The 19,674-nt window shown below is 32.4% G+C and carries 21 protein-coding genes; 13 read left to right on the top strand and 8 right to left on the bottom strand.

All coding sequences use genetic code 11. The annotated features are described in order from the left end of the window. The first annotated feature begins 6 nt into the window (after positions 1-6). From ACPX19_RS01685 to ACPX19_RS01745, 13 genes are all read left to right on the top strand, one after another. Complete coding sequence (locus ACPX19_RS01685) at positions 7-1,617, top strand: hypothetical protein (RefSeq protein ID WP_426431082.1); 1,611 nt, start codon at positions 7-9, stop codon at positions 1,615-1,617. An 11-nt stretch (positions 1,618-1,628) separates the two neighbouring features. Further along, positions 1,629-2,249: a hypothetical protein gene (locus ACPX19_RS01690; RefSeq protein ID WP_426431083.1), complete on the top strand. Its 621-nt coding sequence runs from the start codon at positions 1,629-1,631 to the stop codon at positions 2,247-2,249. Positions 2,250-2,338: 89 nt separating this feature from the next. Next, positions 2,339-2,920, top strand: a complete 582-nt coding sequence (locus ACPX19_RS01695; RefSeq protein WP_426431084.1) for an RNA polymerase sigma factor — start codon at positions 2,339-2,341, stop codon at positions 2,918-2,920. Positions 2,921-2,922: 2 nt separating this feature from the next. Next, a complete protein-coding gene (locus tag ACPX19_RS01700) occupies positions 2,923-3,657 on the top strand; it encodes a tetratricopeptide repeat protein (protein WP_426431085.1) in 735 nt (244 codons plus the stop codon). A gap of 3 nt (positions 3,658-3,660) precedes the next feature. After that, a complete protein-coding gene (locus ACPX19_RS01705; RefSeq protein WP_426431086.1) occupies positions 3,661-6,888 on the top strand; it encodes a CHAT domain-containing protein in 3,228 nt (1,075 codons plus the stop codon). 120 nt (positions 6,889-7,008) lie between these two features. Beyond that, positions 7,009-7,548: a hypothetical protein gene (locus tag ACPX19_RS01710; RefSeq protein ID WP_426431087.1), complete on the top strand. Its 540-nt coding sequence runs from the start codon at positions 7,009-7,011 to the stop codon at positions 7,546-7,548. A 37-nt stretch (positions 7,549-7,585) separates the two neighbouring features. After that, complete coding sequence (locus tag ACPX19_RS01715; RefSeq protein WP_426431088.1) at positions 7,586-7,768, top strand: hypothetical protein; 183 nt, start codon at positions 7,586-7,588, stop codon at positions 7,766-7,768. A 175-nt stretch (positions 7,769-7,943) separates the two neighbouring features. Then, on the top strand, positions 7,944-8,777 hold the full coding sequence (locus tag ACPX19_RS01720) for a universal stress protein (protein ID WP_426431089.1): 834 nt from the start codon (positions 7,944-7,946) through the stop codon (positions 8,775-8,777). Between the two features lie 42 nt (positions 8,778-8,819). Beyond that, positions 8,820-9,812, top strand: coding sequence for a 2-hydroxyacid dehydrogenase (locus tag ACPX19_RS01725; RefSeq protein WP_426431090.1), 993 nt, complete (start codon positions 8,820-8,822; stop codon positions 9,810-9,812). Positions 9,813-9,845: 33 nt separating this feature from the next. Further along, positions 9,846-10,628: an MlaE family ABC transporter permease gene (locus tag ACPX19_RS01730; RefSeq protein WP_426431091.1), complete on the top strand. Its 783-nt coding sequence runs from the start codon at positions 9,846-9,848 to the stop codon at positions 10,626-10,628. Continuing rightward, the gene (locus ACPX19_RS01735; protein WP_426431092.1) at positions 10,625-11,392 is read left to right on the top strand and encodes an ABC transporter ATP-binding protein; all 768 of its coding nucleotides are present in this window, start codon (positions 10,625-10,627) and stop codon (positions 11,390-11,392) included. Before ACPX19_RS01730 ends, ACPX19_RS01735 begins: the two co-directional genes overlap by 4 nt. Before the next feature lie 89 nt (positions 11,393-11,481). Continuing rightward, the gene (locus ACPX19_RS01740; protein ID WP_426431093.1) at positions 11,482-12,480 is read left to right on the top strand and encodes an MlaD family protein; all 999 of its coding nucleotides are present in this window, start codon (positions 11,482-11,484) and stop codon (positions 12,478-12,480) included. Positions 12,481-12,487: 7 nt separating this feature from the next. Then, positions 12,488-12,976 (top strand): hypothetical protein, encoded by a 489-nt coding sequence (locus ACPX19_RS01745; RefSeq protein WP_426431094.1) that lies wholly within the window; start codon positions 12,488-12,490, stop codon positions 12,974-12,976. A 6-nt stretch (positions 12,977-12,982) separates the two neighbouring features. Here the strand turns inward: ACPX19_RS01745 and ACPX19_RS01750 are convergent, their stop codons facing one another. The 8 genes from ACPX19_RS01750 to ACPX19_RS01785 form a co-directional block, all read right to left on the bottom strand. Then, entirely contained in the window at positions 12,983-14,077 is a 1,095-nt protein-coding gene (locus tag ACPX19_RS01750) for a DUF6920 family protein (RefSeq protein ID WP_426431095.1), read from the bottom strand. Positions 14,078-14,352: 275 nt separating this feature from the next. Further along, complete coding sequence (locus tag ACPX19_RS01755) at positions 14,353-14,721, bottom strand: GerW family sporulation protein (protein WP_426431096.1); 369 nt, start codon at positions 14,719-14,721, stop codon at positions 14,353-14,355. Positions 14,722-14,733: 12 nt separating this feature from the next. Then, on the bottom strand, positions 14,734-15,234 hold the full coding sequence (locus tag ACPX19_RS01760; protein WP_426431097.1) for a hypothetical protein: 501 nt from the start codon (positions 15,232-15,234) through the stop codon (positions 14,734-14,736). Between the two features lie 188 nt (positions 15,235-15,422). Further along, a complete protein-coding gene (locus tag ACPX19_RS01765; protein WP_426431098.1) occupies positions 15,423-16,094 on the bottom strand; it encodes an ABC transporter ATP-binding protein in 672 nt (223 codons plus the stop codon). A 2-nt stretch (positions 16,095-16,096) separates the two neighbouring features. Continuing rightward, positions 16,097-17,356 carry an ABC transporter permease gene (locus tag ACPX19_RS01770; protein ID WP_426431099.1) on the bottom strand — a complete coding sequence of 420 codons (1,260 nt, stop codon included), beginning with the start codon at positions 17,354-17,356 and terminating at the stop codon, positions 16,097-16,099. After that, positions 17,356-18,477, bottom strand: coding sequence for an efflux RND transporter periplasmic adaptor subunit (locus ACPX19_RS01775; RefSeq protein ID WP_426431100.1), 1,122 nt, complete (start codon positions 18,475-18,477; stop codon positions 17,356-17,358). Before ACPX19_RS01775 ends, ACPX19_RS01770 begins: the two co-directional genes overlap by 1 nt. Next, complete coding sequence (locus ACPX19_RS01780; RefSeq protein WP_426431101.1) at positions 18,461-19,084, bottom strand: WG repeat-containing protein; 624 nt, start codon at positions 19,082-19,084, stop codon at positions 18,461-18,463. The genes ACPX19_RS01775 and ACPX19_RS01780 overlap by 17 nt, the downstream gene beginning before the upstream one ends. Before the next feature lie 99 nt (positions 19,085-19,183). Continuing rightward, positions 19,184-19,555: a hypothetical protein gene (locus ACPX19_RS01785; RefSeq protein WP_426431102.1), complete on the bottom strand. Its 372-nt coding sequence runs from the start codon at positions 19,553-19,555 to the stop codon at positions 19,184-19,186. Positions 19,556-19,674: the final 119 nt, after the last annotated feature.

Below are 19,674 nucleotides of genomic sequence, written 5' to 3' on the forward strand. Positions count from 1 at the left end.
TTAATCATGAAAAAACTAGCCATCCCATTAGCTATGTGCCTAATTGGTCTTGCTCTAACCGCTTTTAGCTTTTTTGGTTCAAAAAAAGGCAGTGCTGATGACATTGACATCAGTATTGAAAAATCAGCATTTGTAATGCCAGCAGCCCACAGAGTGTATGCAAATCCTGAAGCCTTAGATGGAAAATACTATCTATTCAAAGCAAAAATCACTAATAACTCTTCTGAAACTTTAGAAGATGTAACAGTTAAGTATCGAATTCCAAATTATATCGATTGGACGGAATTAACTGTCTCAGGAGAGATGTTTCCAGGACAGACACTGGTAGTGCCCTGTTATCCTAAATTCAAAAATGAAATTACCGAGAAAAATACTGAATCTGTTGAAAAGGCAGAAATAGAAATTTCTTGGGATGGTGCCAATGAGGATGATGTGATAGAGGAAGATTTCACATTTAAACTCACCAACCGAAACGAGTATGTGTACACAGGCATTAAGGCTGAAGAGATAAGTTCATATGCAGACGTCTATGATAACGACGCGCTTATTGCCTGCTTTGTAACTCCTAACGATCCCGTAGTAAAGTATTACACTCAGAATCTACAGGAAAAAATATTAAAAGGAGAAGCGGCAGGTATTTCCAGAAGTGAAAAGGATGCTATGAGATTTTTAATGGGCATTTACGAAGCAACAAGACTATCACATATGGTGTACAGCAGTACCAAAGGCGTACCTAAAAGTACTGAAGATGTGCAGTCTATGGTACAACAAGTAAGATTACCACGAGAGGTAATCACCGGCAACACAGGACTTTGTATTGAATTGAGCACACTCTATGCCAGTATCTTATCTAATGCTGGCATAGATCCAATAATATATTTTGTTCCAGGACATGCCTATCCAGGATTTAGGATGAACGGCCAATACTATGCCATTGAAGCTACTGGAATTAATGGTGAAGGTTTAGGTGGAATAGCTAGTGCTGAAGATGCCTTTAAAAAAGGACAAGAGCAGTTGCAAGAGTTTATGAAGTATGCTCAAATGGGAGATCCAAGATATACCCTTGTCGATATTCATAATGTTAATGCACAAGGTGTTACTTCTATGGATTTAAAGGATAATGATTTTATGAGAAAAAAAGTAGATGATATTGTGGCATCTTGGTCTGGCAGACAGCAAGTAAGTTCCAACAATCATGATAATGACATTAGATTATCTGATAATAACCTTCGCACAAGCAATCCGCTCTCTTTTTCAATACCAGCAGGATGGCAAACCATGATGAATCCTGTTCCGCAAATGCCAATTGTTACCGCTCAGGTTGTAGCACCAGACCAGATGACTACGGTTACCATCTATGATATTCCGGTCTCAAATACACAACAAGGGATGGCAACAGTCAATCAATATTTAACAAGTTTTGGTATGCAAATGCAGTATCAAATCAATGGTAATTCTGTATCTGGAGTAACGTATTCTGCCAATGGAAATTTCAATTGGATTGGTAAAGCCGTTAGACGACAAGGAGGTATCAGAATTGTAGCTGTGGGTGCACCAGATTACCTATACAATCAAAATTCAGGAATAATTAATCAAGTATATAACAGTATCAGATAAAACTAATCATCATGAAAACTTTAATAAAAATATTAAGTATTTTCACATTATTCTTCAGCTTTAACAGTAATGCTCAATCGCAACAAAAAATAGAAATGCGAATAGACTCCATTGGTAATGCCAAACTGACTGTTTCCATGACCATGAATGCTCAACAATGGCAAGTATGGAATAGCAATTACGGAAATAACCCTTCTGCATTAAAACGCGACATTGAGCGCTCTATGCCTGCATATTTTTTGGATGATTTTAAACTAGACAAAGACGATATGAATCGTTCATTTAATCTTAGCCTTAATGCTTATGGAGTTTGTGAAATCAACAAACGTGGAAAATGGATAGTAGATACTGATCAAAAAAATGCACAACTTACTGAATTAACAGAAAACAAGTATATGTTAGTAAGTAGTCCTGTAGAATATGGTGGAAACCTACAACAAACCTTCATAATTGAACTTCCAAATGATGCCAAAAACATCAAAGTAGATAAGGACGCTTATGGAAAATCTGTTTTTGAATTTGATATGAATGCACCTTCGTCTGGTTTCAACTTTATGCGATGGTCAGGTATTTTACTATTGGTCATTGGTGGTGGATGGCTTGGAAAGGATACGCTGAAAAACAAAGCTTAAAACCTTTTGTCGTTAAAATAAACTGTATGAATTGGAACTATTTGTAGAAAATTGAATTAATTGTATCTTTCTCATGATTAGCTATTAACATGAGGGAAGCATACAAAACCAACAATACACTACAAGTAGTTGATGCCATAAAGCGTAATGATTCTATTACACTGAAACGTATTTACAACAACAACTACCCTAAAATAGAGACTCTTGTTTTAAAAAATAATGGGACTAAAGCGTATGCAAAAGACATATATCAAGAAGCTTTTTTGGCGGTTTGGCAAAATGTAAAACAAGACAAATTCATCCCTCAAAGTGAATCCTCACTTAGCGGGTATTTGTACACCATAGCTAAGAATAAGTGGTTAGATGTATTACGATCTCAAGGCTATAAAAAAACAATTGTGGCTTCTCAAATGGCGTATTTTGAAATAAAAGATGAAGAAGATAATGATATGGATGATGACATTTTAAAAGACAAACGATTAGAAGATGTAATGCATGCCTTTAAAAATTTAGGTAATGCTTGCAAAAGCTTACTTCGTAAGTTTTATTTCGAAAAGAAGCCTATGAATGACATTGCAAAAGAACTGCAATTAGATTCGGCCTCAACACGAAATAAAAAATACCGTTGTATGCAAAAATTGAAAGACATAGCCCTAAATAATAATCAATAGCAATGGACTTAAATAACATAATACAAGAAGAATTTGAAAGTATTGAAGCCTATTTAAATAATTCGCTTTCAAATGAAGACTTGCAAATTTTTGAAAACCGATTACAAAACGAAGACGGATTAGCTGCAAAAGTTGAAGATATCAAAACTGTTTTAAAAGGTATTGAAACCCAAGCTTTAAAAGAACAGTTAGATATATTTCATAATGAAATGATATCAACTGAAAAAGATACTGATGTATCTGAACCAAAGGTAAAATCCTTGCAATGGAGGAAAATTGCAGTAGCTGCTGCTTTAATCATAGCTGCTGGAAGTTTTTGGTTCTTAAACCGAGATTCTAATGAGCAGTTATATGCAGAATTTTACTCATCAGATCCTGGTTTGCCTACAACTATGAGTAGCACCAAAAATTATGAGTTTTATAAAGCTATGGTGTCTTATAAACAAGGACATTATAATGAAGCTTTGAAAACCTGGACCAATGAGCTTAAAACTAAAGTTGATAACGATACTCTTAATTACTTTGTAGGTTCTGCTTTATTAGCAAATAAAAAAGAGAGTGAAGCTATTTCTTATCTAGAAGAAGTAACTAAGCAAGATAATTCAGTCTTCAAAAGTGAAGCTTTTTACTATTTAGGATTGGCATATATAAAGAATGACAATTTAGAAAAAGCTAAGGAATACTTACAAAAGTCCGACTTTACCAAGGCAAAAGATCTACTCAAAAAACTGAACTAAAAGATGTACAAACATAAATATATAGCGCTTCTACTTTTGGTATTAGTGAGTCTTTTTGGTAGGTTATATTCCCAAAGTCTTCATGAAAACAATCTAAAAACATTAGATAATTTTTTGAAGAATGATGAGTATAAAGCCGCAGAAGCATTCACTAAAAAACAGATGGACTCGCTCATAGAAGCAGATAAGTTTTATGAACTCACGGATTATGTTTACTATTTAGGTCAGATTGAATCCAAGCTCAACAATACAACTTCTGCAACACAAGTTATAGAGGATTTTGAAACTAGGATTGAAGCATTAACTACCAACAAAAAAGCACTTAGACAATTAGCATTAGAAACAGGATCTTTTTATCAATCAATTGGCGATTCTGAAACCGCAAAAAATTACAACCTCAAAGCTCTTGAAATAACTAAGACAATGCCTGAAGCAACAGGTAAAGATTTGGCTCTGATTGAGAGTAATTTAGGTGTGTTTTACTCACGATTGGGTGATTTAACAACCGCAACTAAATATCACAAAAAGGGGCTTAATTCATTAGAAAGTGATTCCACTTCGAGTGCAGACAGCTATTATATTTCTTACAATTCTTTAGGTGGAATGATGTGGTATGCTTCAAAATTTGATAGTGCCATTTATTACTACAAAAAAGCTGATAAAACACTAAAGTCGCTTGAACAAACACCTTGGAATAAATATTACCGATCTGCTTCGTTAAATAATAACATTGCTGGTATTTATAGCTTAAAGGGAGATTTAGATGCCTCCATTAATGCTATGCGCACAACCGTGAATAATCTAAATGCTTTTTTAAGAGAAGACATTAGCGATGTAAGACGTACTCATGCACAAGAATTCTTATTTCAAGCTGTAGAAAATTATGCAGGTTTGTATAAAGATATTGGTGACTACAAAAAAGCAAAACAGTTACTTAGTTATGCATTTCAGTTAAAGAACAAACATCATCCGCCTCAAAGTCCAGAAATAGCTAAAGGAAAAGTACTATTAGGACAAATAGAAGTTACTTTAAAAAACTACACCCAAGCTGAAATGTTATTAGATGAAGGGATTAGAGACTTTATAAACAATAATGGAGACTATGACTATTGGCTGGCAGATGCCTATTATAGTAAAGCCGTGATTGCCATGGAGCTCAACAATAAAGAATTAGCCAAAACATATTTTGAAAAAAGTGAAAAATACTTTAAAGCTTCTATGGGAAATTATTATGATGAAATTTATCTAGATTTCACCGTAAACGCTTCCAATTTCTATTCAGAAATCGGCAATAAAGAAAAAGCACTTTCAATGGCTAATGAAGCGTTGGATTACATCAAAACTAATCAAGGTGAGAAAACACTTCTAGAGTATTTTCAGGTATTGAATTTAGCAGACATTTATTACCAAAACAAAGATTATGGCAATGCACTACTCTACAGTGACAAAGCATTAGAACTACTTATTTCTAATGAACTAGTTAAAAATAGTAAGTTGAATACACTAAACGTAGAGAGTAATAAAGTAAGTGCTATTTTGACCAAAGTAAAGACCAACTTAAAATTGAACTCCACAAAAGATGAAGCTTTTTTAAAAGCTCAACTTTTAGAAATTGAAAATGCTATCAAACTCTTGGAAAACCGAAAATCTATAATTAGTAGTGATACCTCAACATCCATCTTAATTCAAGACAATATAGATGTTTTCAAAATTGCTAAGTCGTTAAATTTAGAACTTTATCAACTAACAAAAAATGTGAAATATTTAGAAGCTTTGTTGGGCTATCATGAGTCTATGATTTATCATAAAATTAGAAATAGGCTTAACTCAAAATCAGTACAATTAACAGCCAATTTACCGACGAAAATTTTAGAGAAAGAAAAAAAACTCAAAGCTAATTTCAATAGCTTTTTAGACGAAAACACATCTATAAATGCATATATAGAAAATGAAAAAAAATGGCTGAACTTTTTAAATGAATTAAAAGAGGATTATCCTAATTATTACAAGCTACGTTATGCTTCAATTTCACAATCATTAAATAATTTAAAACAGAACATTCCCGAATCTTCTACTGTGGTGAGATATATGTTTATTGAAGATATGCTTTACGCCTTTGTAGTTAATTCTACTTCGGCTGATATGGTAGAATTGAAATCGGATAATCTAAAGTCATTAATCTCTCAACTCAACAGTAAAACCGAAGCTCTCCAACCTACCTTTCAACTTCAATCGGCATTGTATAATATCCTCTGGAAACCTATTGAAAATGAAATAAAAACAGAATCTATTATAATAATACCAGACAAGGAACTTTTTAACCTAAGCTTTGAGTTACTGACCTCAAAAATTTGTGAGAATTATAAAGATTTGAGTACTCTTAGTTTATTGGCTAAGCATACTATTTCATATAATTACAGTCTATTCCTAATAGACAAAAATAGCCAACCTGTTGGCTACGAATCTAATTTTATTGGCTTCGCACCAGAGTTTAACGAAGCCATGAAAACCAAATATAAAATTGCCATAAAGGATTCAGTAGAATTAGACTATAGCTACCTAAAGCTATTACCTCAACCTTTTGCAAAAGATTTGACCAAGAGTTATTCGAGGTTGTTTAATGGTAACTCATTTTTGAACGAAAAAGCTTCCAAAAGCATTTTTACCGAAAATGCCAAAGAGCACAAGATTATTCATATTGGCACTCATGCAGAGTCAGATAACATTTCACCAGAATTTTCGAGATTAATCTTTGCAAAAAACACAGATGAAGAGAATAACTCACTGTACACTTATGAGATTTATAACCAGAATTTAGCTTCAAACCTTGCCATTTTAACTGCCTGTGAAACCGGAAAACCAAGCTATCAACCAGGTGAAGGTATGATTTCTTTGGCTCATGCTTTTAACTATGCTGGCAGTGAAAGTATCTTAACTAGTCTTTGGAAAATTGATGAACAGTCCAGCACAAAAATTCTAGAATATTTTTATGACAATATTTCAAAAGGAATGAAGAAAGATGAAGCACTTAAAGCTGCAAAACTTAATTACATTTCTAATGCAGATGGTAGAACAGTTGCGCCACAATATTGGGCTGGTTTAGTACTCATCGGTGACACTTCTCCAATAGATTTACAAATCAATAACAACTGGTGGATTTGGATACTTTCAGTTTTAATATTTGTAGCTATAATCTTCTTTACATTTAAAAACAAGAAAACTGATATCTAAGCTAGCTTATACAGCAGCAATTAATTTAAAATAAAGCATACTGACAAAATGTAAGTTACTTTCGCCATGGCATTTTTTTTGCATTTAAAAATGCAGATGTCTAATTTAAAATTGTAAAAAATGAAAAAAGTAATGCTCTTTTTATTTGTAGCAATTTTAGCTACAAGTTGTAACGCACAAGACACTGAGAAATCTTCTAAAGATCCTTCAGATTTAAAAATTCAAAAAGACAGCCTTCTAAAGCCTAAAGGTAATTGGAAAGTCAATAAAGAACTAGACGAAAACGGCAACATTATTCGCTATGATTCTATTTATAGTTGGTCTTCCTCAGGAAATATTAAAGGTATTGAAAGTGATAGTATTATTAATCAAATGCGCTCTATGATGCAAAAGCGTTTTTCAATGCTACAGTCTCCAAACCTTAATGGTTTTGCTGACCAAGATTCTATTATGAAACAGTTTTTTTCTGATGACTTTTTCAAAGATGATTTCTTTTCTAATCGAATGCCTTCTGGTTTCCCAAATATGGATGATGTTATGAAGCAAATGGAAGCCATGAGACAAAACTTTTTTAACGACAGATACAGGTATGTTATACCACCAGAAACGACTGAACCAAAAGAAAAAACATCTCAAATTATCGAAAAGAAACAGGTTTAATGATTTTTATAGTTTAATATTTAAAAAGAATTAGATTATGAAGAAGGAACCTATCAAAGTTTGTGTAGTCAATCAAACAGAAAATGCTTATCATATCAAATTCCCTAATCTCAAAATCCCAGTTAAGGTAAACGAACATCTCTACCATAAGATGCTTCACAGTCCAGAATACCAATTTAAATCTTCTAATGCTGTTGTAAAACAAACTTATTCGGCTTAGACCTATCAAAATTAAAGCAATAATCAATGATTGCTCACTTACGAGCAATCATTTTTATTTTACAAAAAATCAAACTTAAACTATTGTTTATTAATTTTTTAGCTGATAAATATCATGGGAAATTTTAAATCTTAGTGATAACTTTAAATGCTAAGAACAATAAAATCCTTTGATTATGTTATCCATCTTATTGCCTACCGATTTTTCCAAAAATTCTGAAAATGCTATTAGCTATGCTTTAGAATTATATAAAAACGAAGACTGTAAATTTTACTTTTTGCATTGCTACCCTCCAGTCATATTTTCATATGAATATCAAATTGAAAAAGGACTTATAGGAAAGGATATCCATAAAATTCTTCAGGAAGAATCCAAAGAGCGTCTTTACGAATTTGCAATTTCATCAATGCGAAAATATGGCAAAGACCAAGAGTTTGAAGTAGAGGTGGTAAAAGGTTTTTTACCTGACCGCATTTCTAAAACGGTATCTGACAACAATATAGATCTCATTGTCATGGGAACAAAGGGTGAAACAGACTCAGATAGAGTTGTTTTTGGCAGCAATACCACACAAGTCATAAACAAACGTTCTTGCCCTGTCATTGCTGTACCTGATGATTATAAATTTGTAGGCTTAGAGAATATATTGTTCCCTTCAGATTTAAATCTTGAATTTAAACACAAGCATTTCCAACCAATCCTTAAAATATTAGAACTGCACAAGAGCAATATTAATGTTCTGCATATATCAATGTTAGGACTTACATCTTTACAAAGAATACACAAAGAAATTATAAAGGAAACATTTACAGATTACAACACCACATACGACATTTTAGAAGAGAAAGACATTGCAGATGTTATCTATGATTATCAGAAAGAACATAAATCTGAATTACTTGTAATGATAAACAACAAACATACATTTTTTGAAAATCTGTTCTTTAAACCAACGATATCAAAGATTGTAATGCACTTACAGACACCATTTATGGTGATACCAGCTTAACAAAGTTGTTTGAGATATTATAACTGAAGTAAAATATAAGTCATGAAAGTTCTTGTTTACAGCACCAGAGATTTTGAGAAACCCTATTTAGAACAAGCAAATAAAAATAAGCACAAACTAACGTTTACCGAAGAAGCATTGTCATCTTCAACTGCTATTAGTGCGGTAGGCTATGATGCAGCCTCTATCTTTTCTGCAGATGAAGCTTGCTTTTTAACAATAGAGAAACTTCACAGTTTTGGTGTTAAATATATAAGTTTACGTTCGGTTGGGTATGATAATGTTAACATAAAAGCTGCCAAACGAGAAGGTATCAAAGTTGCTAATGTACCAGCATATTCACCTAATGCTATAGCAGAACATTCGGTTGCACTTCTTCTAGCTTTAAATCGAAAACTTATTGAAGCTAACGATAAAATCAAGCACTTCAATTTTGATTTAAGTCATCTTACAGGTTTTGATCTCCATGGCAAAACTGTTGGTATTATTGGTACTGGCCGAATTGGCTCAGTTATGGCTAAAATAATGCATGGTTTTGGATGTAAATTATTAGGTAATGATATTGAGAAAGACAATCTACTAACAGATCGATATGGGTTGCAATACGTGTCTCTCGAAAATTTGTGTGAACAATCAGATATCATATCACTTCATGTACCATTAAATAGTGAAACACACCACATGATTAATGAAGACCTGTTTGATGTAATGAAAGAAAGTGTGTACCTCATCAATACTGCTCGTGGTGCTGTTGTTAACACAGATGATCTTATACAGGCTTTAGATCATAAAAAGATTGCAGCTTATGGTATGGACGTTTACGAAAACGAAAAAGGCATCTTTTTTAAAGATTTATCTCATGATATTCCAGATGATGATACACTTATAAAGTTAATAGCTATGCCAAATGTATTGGTTACTGGTCACCAAGCATTTTTAACTAATGAAGCCCTTACCAATATTGCTGAAACCACCATTTACAATCTGGATTGTTGGGAAAACAATGAGGCAAATGACAACGAATTAACAGGATAGTACATTTTGTATTACCGTTAAGCTCATTATAGTATGGAACAAATCACTTCCATAAACAAACAATTAAGATCTTTCTTCACAGAGATTGGAGACCTCTCATATTTTACCATTAGATATTTTAAAGAAGTCATCAAACCCCCTTATGAGTTTAAAGAACTGCTTCGTCAATGTTATAATATGGGAAATCGCTCACTGCTTCTAGTGGGAATCACAGGATTTATAATCGGCTTGGTATTAACACTTCAAACCAGACCAACGTTAATGGAATTTGGTGCAGTATCATGGATGCCATCCATGGTCGGTATATCTATCGTTAGAGAAATTGGGCCAATCATTACTGCTTTGGTTTGCGCTGGACGTATCGGCTCTGGTATTGGTGCAGAATTAGGTTCAATGAGAGTTACAGAACAGATTGATGCTATGGAAGTTTCGGGCACTAATCCTTTCAAATTTTTAGTTGTTACCAGAGTTTTAGCAGTAACATTAATGCTACCACTACTCGTAATTTTTGGTGATGCATTAGCATTATTTGGTTCCTTTTTAGTTGAAAATGTAAAAGGTAATGTATCTTTTACGCTTTACTTCAATCAGGTTTTTAATTCTTTAGAATTTGGAGATATTATACCGGCAACCATAAAAACATTCTTTTTTGGCTTGGCTATTGGTATTGTTGGTTGCTATAAAGGCTATTACAGTACAAAGGGAACGGCTGGTGTTGGGAAAGCTGCAAACTCTGCGGTTGTCTTTACATCATTATTACTGTTCATTATAGATTTTATAGCTGTTTTTATTGCTGATATTTTTTATGACTTATGAATGAAAACAAAGACATATCAAAAAGAGAAGTTGTTCTAAAAATCAAAGATTTGCACAAGAGCTTTGGAGACAACCATGTATTGAATGGCTTTAATCTTGAGTTACACCAAGGTGAAAATCTCGTTATCATGGGAAAATCAGGCTCTGGTAAGTCAGTAATGATTAAATGCTTGGTAGGTCTTATGGAAGCTGACAGCGGTACAATCTCTGTAATGAAACATGATATTACTAAGCTAGACCGAGAAGCGCTTGATATTTTAAGAGCTGATATTGGGTTCTTGTTCCAAGGTAGTGCATTATATGATTCTATGAGTGTTCGTGAAAATTTAGAATTCCCATTGCGTCGTCATTCAAAAAAATTTAAAAAAGACACAGATACCGAAAGTATGATTATTGAAGCATTAGAAAATGTAGGTTTGGCAAGCGCCATAGATTTAATGCCTTCTGAATTATCTGGTGGTATGAAGCGTCGTGTGGCTTTGGCAAGAACATTAATTCTTCAGCCAAAAATTATACTATACGATGAACCAACAAGTGGATTAGACCCTATAACAGCTAAAGAAATCATCATCTTAATGCAAAGCATTCAGAAAAAATATAACACCTCAGCACTCATTATTACTCACGATGTAGACTGTGCAAGAGTTATTTCTGATCGAATGATTTTACTCATAGACGGCATAGACTATGCAGAAGGCACATTCAAAGAACTCTCAGCATCTGAAGACCCAAAAGTTAAAGCATTTTTTAAACAAGAATTATGAAAGCCCATAATAGGCGTTTGACAGGTAATCAATACTACAAAGGAAAATAATAAATTATAGAATCTCAGGTTCTAGAAAATTTGAAACACATGAAAAAAACAGCATCACAAAAAACAAGGCTTGGCATATTTGTTATTATCAGCACCATCTTATTTGTGGTAGCCGTTTATATGATTGGCCAAGGAAAGGATATGTTCAAAAAAACCTTCACTATCAGTGCGTATTTCCAAAATGTAAATGGTTTACAGAATGGCAACAATGTTAGATATTCTGGTATTGATATAGGAACCGTAAGAGCCATTAACATGATTAATGACTCTACCATAAAAATAGATATGAGTATTGAGGAAAAAATCACAAAACACATAAAAAAAGATGCTATAGCTACAATAGGATCCGATGGGTTAGTTGGTAATATGATTGTAAATATTGTACCTGGTAAAGGTGATGCGACAATTATTGAAAATGGTGATATTATAGAGTCATTTAGTAAAATTGGTGCTGATGATATCCTTAGTACTTTAAGTGTTGGCTCTGAAAATGCGGCTTTACTTACAGTTGATTTGTTAAAAATTACTGGCGAAATGTTAAATGGAGAAGGCACTATCGGTTTGTTATTAAACGACACTATAATGGCACAAGACCTTAAACAATCTGTTTATAATCTTAAAACTGCAAGCAGGGGCGCAACAAGAGCCATCAATGAGTTAACCTATATTATTTCTTCATTAAAAACTAATGATGATTCTGTTTTGGGAATGGTACTGAATGATTCCATTTCAGGAAAGCAGCTAAAAAGCATTGTAAATAATCTTGAAACCTCTAGTAATGAGATCAATTCAATTTTAAACAATTTCAATACTGTTGTAAATGATTTAAACTCTAGCGAAGGAGCCTATAACTACATTGTGAGAGATACAGCATTGGTTAATGATCTAAAATCGACTATTAAGAACATTAAAGAAGGTACCGAAAAGTTTAATGAAAATATGGAAGCATTAAAGCATAATTTCTTAACGCGTGGTTATTTTAGAAAGTTAGAGCGACAAGAAAAGAAGGAGGCTCAAAAAAACACAGACAATAAATAATTAAGTTATGAAAATAGAACATTTAGAAGAACGAATCAATGATTATAAGACTTCTATAAAGACAGTTGTAGATAAAAAGACCATTTGGCAAACAAAGACCAAAGATTTAATCAGCAAAACATTAAAAACCATTTGTGATACCTATGCTATTGGTTGGAAAGTACAAGAATTGAATTGGATTGGCACTAACGAAGCTGTAAACATTACGTTTGATTCTTTCCCTAAAGAACTCATTGACTGTACCAATCAAATACCTACTTATCAATTTATGCAAGGTGGTGCATTGGTATTCTCTCAATCATATAGTGGCGACGTACATACGTTTATTTTATTTCCGTACATAGAACAAATACCAGTAGAAAACAGTAGTGTTGAATTAGAAATCCACAATCCAAAAGACATTACAGAAAAGATAATAATTGAAAAAGTAGATGAGTTTTTAAAAGAAATGATTAAATGGGAAGTACCAAACACAAAAAATAAAGTAGGTTACTAAATCTATTCAGACTTTTTTAAAATTAAATTTTATGTCCGTAATTTCTAATTTCAACCAATAAAAGTCACTAGTCTCAAATTTCCAGATAACCTTACTTTTATTTGGAATTTTTATCCCGCTAAATGTTTCATAATCTTCAATTTGAACGAACCATTTTTCTTCTTTGGCATCAATACCTCCGCCATAATAACGATTGGCTTCAAACGATAGCAAACTCCCTTCTTCAGTGAAAGAAAATACACCTGAAACAGATTTAGCGTTCCAAGTAAGTGTTGCCTTAGCTCTATTTCCATCCAGCTCTTTCCATGATATATAATCACTTAAAGCAGCAGAAGGGAACCAACACATCTCACTTAAAAAACGAATCATTGCACCTGAGTTAATTTTTAGATTCTTCTTTTCATTTACCACGGGAATTAAACCGGCAAGTTTAATGAGCATTTCCCCTTCTCCGTCAACCAGTTTGTCACGTCCAACAAAATTAATCATTGGCATGGCATTTACAGTCACACTCCAAATGAAAGAAACATTATTGATATTAAAACATTGTTTGGCGTCAAAGCTCATCCACTTACCATTTGGTGTTGTCCTCATTAGCCCTTTTTGTTCTAAATATACCTTTTCGGATTTCTCACGTCCCAAGACACCAGAAGTATTTAACCATTTACCAACAATATGTGGTAGCGTTTCAATATCATTTTTAGTTATAGTTTGAGAATTTTGTTTTCTGTCTCTACTATAAAGTTTTACAATCTCCTTATTTACCATATGTTGAAACATATCATTTCCCAAAGCAGAAAGACTAACCAAAAGAATTATGGCGTTTGCTATAGTACTAAACTTGGCATCTTGCCAAGCAGTAATTATTAAAAATTGAGAAAGTATAATTGCTAAAAAAGCAACATAAAACCACTTTTTATTGGTTATATATAGAACTAACGAAACAATAAAGAGTATAAAAGCGAGCAATAATAACAATCCAATGGGTTTTGAAATTCCTAATACTTGTTGCTTTATATCAGTTACATTAAAGCCCTTGCCAAAACCCATTAAGTGGATAGAAGCATGAACCAACATAAAGAAGCCTAATACATATTTCATGTTACTTTTTAATCTTTAATATTAATAACCTACAATAAAATAATAGTGGTTAATATTAGAATTAAAAAGGCCATAAGTAGTTTAACGAAAATTTTCATAATAGCACATTTAATCGGATACCTACTAATTTAAAAAGTAAGGGTCCTTTTTAAAATGATTATTATCAGCTTAGTTTATACTTCATATCCTTCTGCAAAGCTTTTTTGACTAAAAAAACCGGGTAGATCTTTATGGACCTACCCGGTTTTCAAATTCAGATTTTATGATAAAAATCTTTAATTGGCAATTACTTCCTTATTTCTGCTTTCTGCAAATTTTTCGATTAAATCCGGCACTTTTTCAAATGCAGCTGCAAGACCATGAGCCTTACCAGCTTCAATAAAGGAGATTTCATTCTTTCTAGTTACCAAGAATCCTAAAGGTTCTATTCCTACTCCTGCTCCTGCTCCCATACCTTCACCTTTTTTACCTTTAGCCTCTGAGCCTTCACCTCCACCAGATCCAAATCCCATACCTACTTTGATAACAGGTACACAACTAAATTCACCTAATTGAAATTCTTTACCAATTACGGTGTCTGCATTAGCTTCAGTTTTCATGAAATCTGTAACTTGTCCTAATAATTCCTCTAAATGTAGTTCCATAATATTAATGTTTTAAATGTTAAAAAATGATTTAATAATACGTATTGGTCTATTCTCAACAACCAATACTAATGCGTTTTCACCTATGAAATTAATATGGAATCCTCCAAATCGATAGTTTAAAAAAGAAAACACAGGATACAATTTTGAATTTGTAATACAATTGCCTGAATCAATGTTTATATAAAACTTCTTCACTTTGAAGGATCTCATTATTCTTATTACTGTTCTAAAACTTAATTTCTTTGTTTTTTTATCAACTTTTACCGCATTTAATGTTCCTAGTTTTTTTCCTTTTTTGGCTTTTAATGGATGGATGTAAAACTTGAAAAAGAAGAGCTTTAGTCTTACTATAAAAATCTCTTTTTTATCTTTAATCACATCAGCTCTGGCGATACCTTTCATTTGAACATAATATTGCTCATTATTTGTATCTAAAACCAAAATTATTGGCATTAACAATAGGTATATAGTTGATGACAAAAGCAGTAATATGATAATGGTCAAAAACATGTTTTAAGTTTTAACCAAAGGAAAGTAAATCATTAATCTAGCACAATGATATTCATCAACTTAGGTGCTTTTAACATTTATAAAACCAGCCTTCTTCGTTAAGTATATTTAATTTATATCTCAAAAGCTATTCATCCATTCTCAACAAATCCAGCAAGGTAACTTTATAATGAATTTTAAATTTTTGTTCAAGGTAAAATCCGACCATCACCCATTTGTATAATTCGATCTGTTTTATTTGCAAAATCCTCGTCATGAGTTACAACAAGTAAAGACAATTCTTTTGTTTCGCTCAATTGCTTAAAAATTTCGAATACATTTTCTGCATTATGGCTATCTAGATTACCCGTTGGCTCGTCTCCCATTATTATAGAAGGATTATTGATTAAAGCCCTAGCTATTGCGACACGTTGTTTTTCTCCACCAGAAATGCGAGATGCTCTTTTTTGGGAGAGTTGCTCAATGTTTAATATGCTTAACTTTTCCATAGCATCTTGTTCAATCTCCTTGAGAGATTTTTCTGCAAGTTTTTTAGCAGGAAGCATTACATTTTCCAAAACAGTAAATTCTGGTAACAGATAATGAAATTGAAAAACAAAACCAATATGCTTATTTCTAATGAAGGATAAGTACTCCCTGTCTTGCCCTGAAATTAGCTCATTATTGAGCCATAACTCACCTTCGTAATCTGTGTCCATAGTAGAAAGAATATAAAGTAGAGTAGATTTACCGCATCCAGACTTTCCCATAATAGACACAAACTCTCCTTTTTCTATACTAAAATTTATATCCTTTAAAACATGGAAGAGGACTGGCTTCTTGAAATACTTGTCAATATGTTTTGCTTCTAAAATACTCATGCTTATTGCCCTCTAATAATTTTTACCGGATCAATCTTTTTAGCTTTTTTAGACGGTAAATAACCTGCCAAAAAAGTAGAAAGCATTGCAAATGAAAAGCCTATTATAAAAAATAAAGGATTCATATTTATAGGATAGGTTTCTATTGTAGGTAAGGCTTCGGTTTGGAATGGAATAGTTGAAATTAAATGTGCTAAACCAAAACCGATGAGTAATCCTAAAACACCACCTACAAAACCTATAATCATGGCTTGACTCATGAAAATAGCCTGAACATCTCTACCAGAAAATCCTGTTGCTTTTAAAATGGCAATATCATTCATCTTCTCATAAATTAGCATATTTAGTATATTATAAATACCAAATCCTGCTACAATTAAAAGTGTAATAGACACTGCATAGGTTATTAAATTTCTAATATTAGTACCTGTTTCAAACTGTGCATTGGCTGTTTTTATATCAATAGCTCTGAGATTAAATTGAGACTCGATTTGCTTTGCCATTGTTTCTGCAACGCTTATATCATTAAGCTTAACATTTATGTCTGTAATATAATTTTCAGCTTTACCTAATAACTTCTGAACGGTCTTAATACTGGCAAAGCTTTGAATATTGTCTAAATCTGTAATGCCGCTTTGGTAAAATCCGACGATTTTAAGTGGAAATATTTTTCCAGTAATTGGTTTTACCTGTACACGATCTCCAACCTTTAAGGCCATTTTCTTGGCAATTCCTATACCTAGTAAAATTCCGTTATCTATAATTTGTAAATCTTTGGCAGAACCGTCAACCAAATAATCATTGAAATTGAAAAACTCGGCTTCATCTATAGGACTAATACCAGTAATATTACCACCCAATTCTATTGAGCCTGCGATATAAAAAATCTGTGTTTTTACCTGAGGTAATGCACCTCTTACATCATCTTGATGCTCTAGATAATTAATTATAGGTAAAGCATTGTGAATTTTTTTCTGAGCTAATTTTGGTTTTATTGAATGAACGATGTTAAAACTATTTTCCAGCTCTTGATACAAGGAAATTGGCTGTTTTTTTGAGGGCTCAATTTCATTATAAATGTGGATATGTGGTGTTTGGTTAAGAATAAGATTGTCTAGCATAGCATTTAATCCTGTCATAAAACAAACCAAGGTAATATAAGAACCTATACCAAAGGTAACTCCTAAAGCTGCTGTTGATGTTTGCTTAATCTTAGTAATTAAGTGTGTTTTTGCTATATTTAATATAATAGGCCAATTCATTAGTCTTTGGGTTTATAAATTTTAGTATTTTCATTTATACCAGAAATAATTTCTACAAATTCCATGTTTTGCAGACCTATTTCGACTTTTTGTAAGCCTTTTTCAGTTTCAACCTTGTTATTTCTAACATAAGAAATGGGTAAAGTAAGTACACTATCTTTTTTAGCTATAATGATATTAGCTTCACCAGATAATCCAGGATACAATGTGGCAGGTTGGTCATTAAAAAGAGCTTCGACAGTAAACGTTTGGTTATGCTCATCTTTTTTAGGTAAAATACGAGATACTTTTCCCTCAAAAATATTTGTGCCATAAGCATCCAAGGTTACTATAACAAGCTGATTGGTCTTTACTTTTACTATATCTACCTCATCTACCAACATTTCAATAACAAAACGGTCTTTACTACCTAATGTAGCCAATGGTTCTATGGTATTAACGATTTCGCCTGGTTCTTTATAAAGGGCATACACCTTACCATTTATCTTGCTACTAACAGTAAAATCTTTACTAGCTATTTGGGTTGTTTCAAAATTGTTCTTAGATTGTTTAAGAGCTGTAAGCAATTCACTCTCTGTTCGTTGATATCTAGTCTTAATTAACTGAAGGTTATTTTTAGATAATTGATAATTTAACTTTTTAGCATCATACTCTGCCTTAGAGCCTATTTGTTGGTTCCAAAGATTGCTCTGTCTAAAATAAATCACGGAATCATTCTTGTATTTTAAAGTAGCAGAGATAATCTCATCCTCTATACTTCTAAGAACTGCTGCTCTACCATTATAATTTTCTTGAGCCAACTCTAATTGAAGTTTTGCATTTTGAGCATTCAGCTTAGGAGCATTATTAATAACCTGCATAATATTTTGCTCTTTTATAACAGTATCCCCTTCTTCAACTAGATTCTTATCTAAAATACCCGAAACAATAGTATAGACCTGGTATAAGCTATCTGGCTGAACCGTAACAGAGGCATAAACCGATTCTGTAAGTTCTCTGTATTCTGGCTGAATCGTTTTCCTGTTCTGATTACAGGAGTATGAAAAGGTGAGTACTATTGCAAGCAATGCTAGGTGACTCCCAATTACAGATTTGTATCTGTATTTATTGATTAGATTCATTGACTTTTCTTATAATCCATTTATTGTCATCATGCTTTATTGCGATAAGCTTATTTGAAATAAACTTAGCTCCAATCTTAGGAGGAACTCTAATGTAATCTTTAGATAAGGTCACATGCGTTGGTCTTTCAGAGAGGTACATTATTACTTCGCCACTGACATTTATGATATTTTTTGTGTAACTGTACTCTATCATTCTCTTGTCTAAAATGTCATTTTCTCCAATAACACTTTTATGTAATTGTAAAACAATGGCCTTTCCGTTATTAAAACTTGTGGCATTTAAAAATTGAGGTTCAATAACAGTATTCCCTTCTTTATCAATAAAACCAAAGTAAGAGATTCCTTCTTCTTTTTTTACAATAAGACATCTACCTGAATCAAAAACAGGATAACTCTCGTCACCCAAGCTATTTAAAACTAAATCATTCCTATAGTCAACAACTATATCACCAGTCTCATCAATAAAAGCCCATTCCCCATTCTTTTCAATAGCTGCTAGCCCATCATAAAATGGTGATATAAAATCTATATTTTTTATGTCTTGAGATATTACCGCTAATGGCAACACCATAAAAACAACCAACATTAGCACTGACTTTCTCATGATTATTTGCTTTAAAGATTAACTCTATAAAGCTAATATTGAGGAGGATATTATAAAATGATTTTGGTCAATCTTACGACTTAAAAACCAAAGTATTTATTATGGCAATTTCTTAAACTCAAGGCTCAATTTTGCCACAAAGTTTAATTCAGATTTATTGATTTTTGCAAAAGAATAAGCAATATCATTTGCTGTTTTAAGGATGGATTTTTTTAGTTGTTTTGTAAATAACTTAGAATTTCCATGAACAAACTCAATAAAAGTTGAAAAACTATCTTCCGCAGGTGTGTTTACTTTTTGTAGTGCATTAAACTGATTTGTTATCAGCTCTCTATCAGGTTCAGCAAGATGTTGCCATCGTTTATCTAGACTTTCGGACAATTTCGTGTATTCTTCAAAAGACAATTTATCATCTGCCTTAGCAATGGCGTAAAATACATGTCCTAAGTGTATTAAAAAGTCCTTATTCATCTTAATTAAAATTAGCTATAAACTAAGGTATTTAAATCTTTAGATATAAAGAATGATATTGATCATTATCATACTACAATCCCTTTTTAATGCTTATATTTAAGGGATGTACCAATAAC

The sequence above is a fragment of the Winogradskyella sp. HB-48 genome (genome assembly GCF_049942685.1).
In the GTDB taxonomy this organism is placed as follows: Bacteria; Bacteroidota; Bacteroidia; order Flavobacteriales; family Flavobacteriaceae; genus Winogradskyella.

Excerpts from the sequence above, each read along its gene's own strand:
- ACPX19_RS01685 (WP_426431082.1), top strand. The coding sequence starts at position 7 with ATGAAAAAACTAGCCATCCCATTAGCTATGTGCCTAATTGGTCTTGCT.
- ACPX19_RS01690 (WP_426431083.1), top strand. The coding sequence starts at position 1,629 with ATGAAAACTTTAATAAAAATATTAAGTATTTTCACATTATTCTTCAGC.
- ACPX19_RS01695 (WP_426431084.1), top strand. The coding sequence starts at position 2,339 with ATGAGGGAAGCATACAAAACCAACAATACACTACAAGTAGTTGATGCC.
- ACPX19_RS01700 (WP_426431085.1), top strand. The coding sequence starts at position 2,923 with ATGGACTTAAATAACATAATACAAGAAGAATTTGAAAGTATTGAAGCC.
- ACPX19_RS01705 (WP_426431086.1), top strand. The coding sequence starts at position 3,661 with ATGTACAAACATAAATATATAGCGCTTCTACTTTTGGTATTAGTGAGT.
- ACPX19_RS01710 (WP_426431087.1), top strand. The coding sequence starts at position 7,009 with ATGAAAAAAGTAATGCTCTTTTTATTTGTAGCAATTTTAGCTACAAGT.
- ACPX19_RS01715 (WP_426431088.1), top strand. The coding sequence starts at position 7,586 with ATGAAGAAGGAACCTATCAAAGTTTGTGTAGTCAATCAAACAGAAAAT.
- ACPX19_RS01720 (WP_426431089.1), top strand. The coding sequence starts at position 7,944 with ATGTTATCCATCTTATTGCCTACCGATTTTTCCAAAAATTCTGAAAAT.
- ACPX19_RS01725 (WP_426431090.1), top strand. The coding sequence starts at position 8,820 with ATGAAAGTTCTTGTTTACAGCACCAGAGATTTTGAGAAACCCTATTTA.
- ACPX19_RS01730 (WP_426431091.1), top strand. The coding sequence starts at position 9,846 with ATGGAACAAATCACTTCCATAAACAAACAATTAAGATCTTTCTTCACA.
- ACPX19_RS01735 (WP_426431092.1), top strand. The coding sequence starts at position 10,625 with ATGAATGAAAACAAAGACATATCAAAAAGAGAAGTTGTTCTAAAAATC.
- ACPX19_RS01740 (WP_426431093.1), top strand. The coding sequence starts at position 11,482 with ATGAAAAAAACAGCATCACAAAAAACAAGGCTTGGCATATTTGTTATT.
- ACPX19_RS01745 (WP_426431094.1), top strand. The coding sequence starts at position 12,488 with ATGAAAATAGAACATTTAGAAGAACGAATCAATGATTATAAGACTTCT.
- ACPX19_RS01750 (WP_426431095.1), bottom strand. The coding sequence starts at position 14,077 with ATGAAATATGTATTAGGCTTCTTTATGTTGGTTCATGCTTCTATCCAC.
- ACPX19_RS01755 (WP_426431096.1), bottom strand. The coding sequence starts at position 14,721 with ATGGAACTACATTTAGAGGAATTATTAGGACAAGTTACAGATTTCATG.
- ACPX19_RS01760 (WP_426431097.1), bottom strand. The coding sequence starts at position 15,234 with ATGTTTTTGACCATTATCATATTACTGCTTTTGTCATCAACTATATAC.
- ACPX19_RS01765 (WP_426431098.1), bottom strand. The coding sequence starts at position 16,094 with ATGAGTATTTTAGAAGCAAAACATATTGACAAGTATTTCAAGAAGCCA.
- ACPX19_RS01770 (WP_426431099.1), bottom strand. The coding sequence starts at position 17,356 with ATGAATTGGCCTATTATATTAAATATAGCAAAAACACACTTAATTACT.
- ACPX19_RS01775 (WP_426431100.1), bottom strand. The coding sequence starts at position 18,477 with ATGAATCTAATCAATAAATACAGATACAAATCTGTAATTGGGAGTCAC.
- ACPX19_RS01780 (WP_426431101.1), bottom strand. The coding sequence starts at position 19,084 with ATGAGAAAGTCAGTGCTAATGTTGGTTGTTTTTATGGTGTTGCCATTA.
- ACPX19_RS01785 (WP_426431102.1), bottom strand. The coding sequence starts at position 19,555 with ATGAATAAGGACTTTTTAATACACTTAGGACATGTATTTTACGCCATT.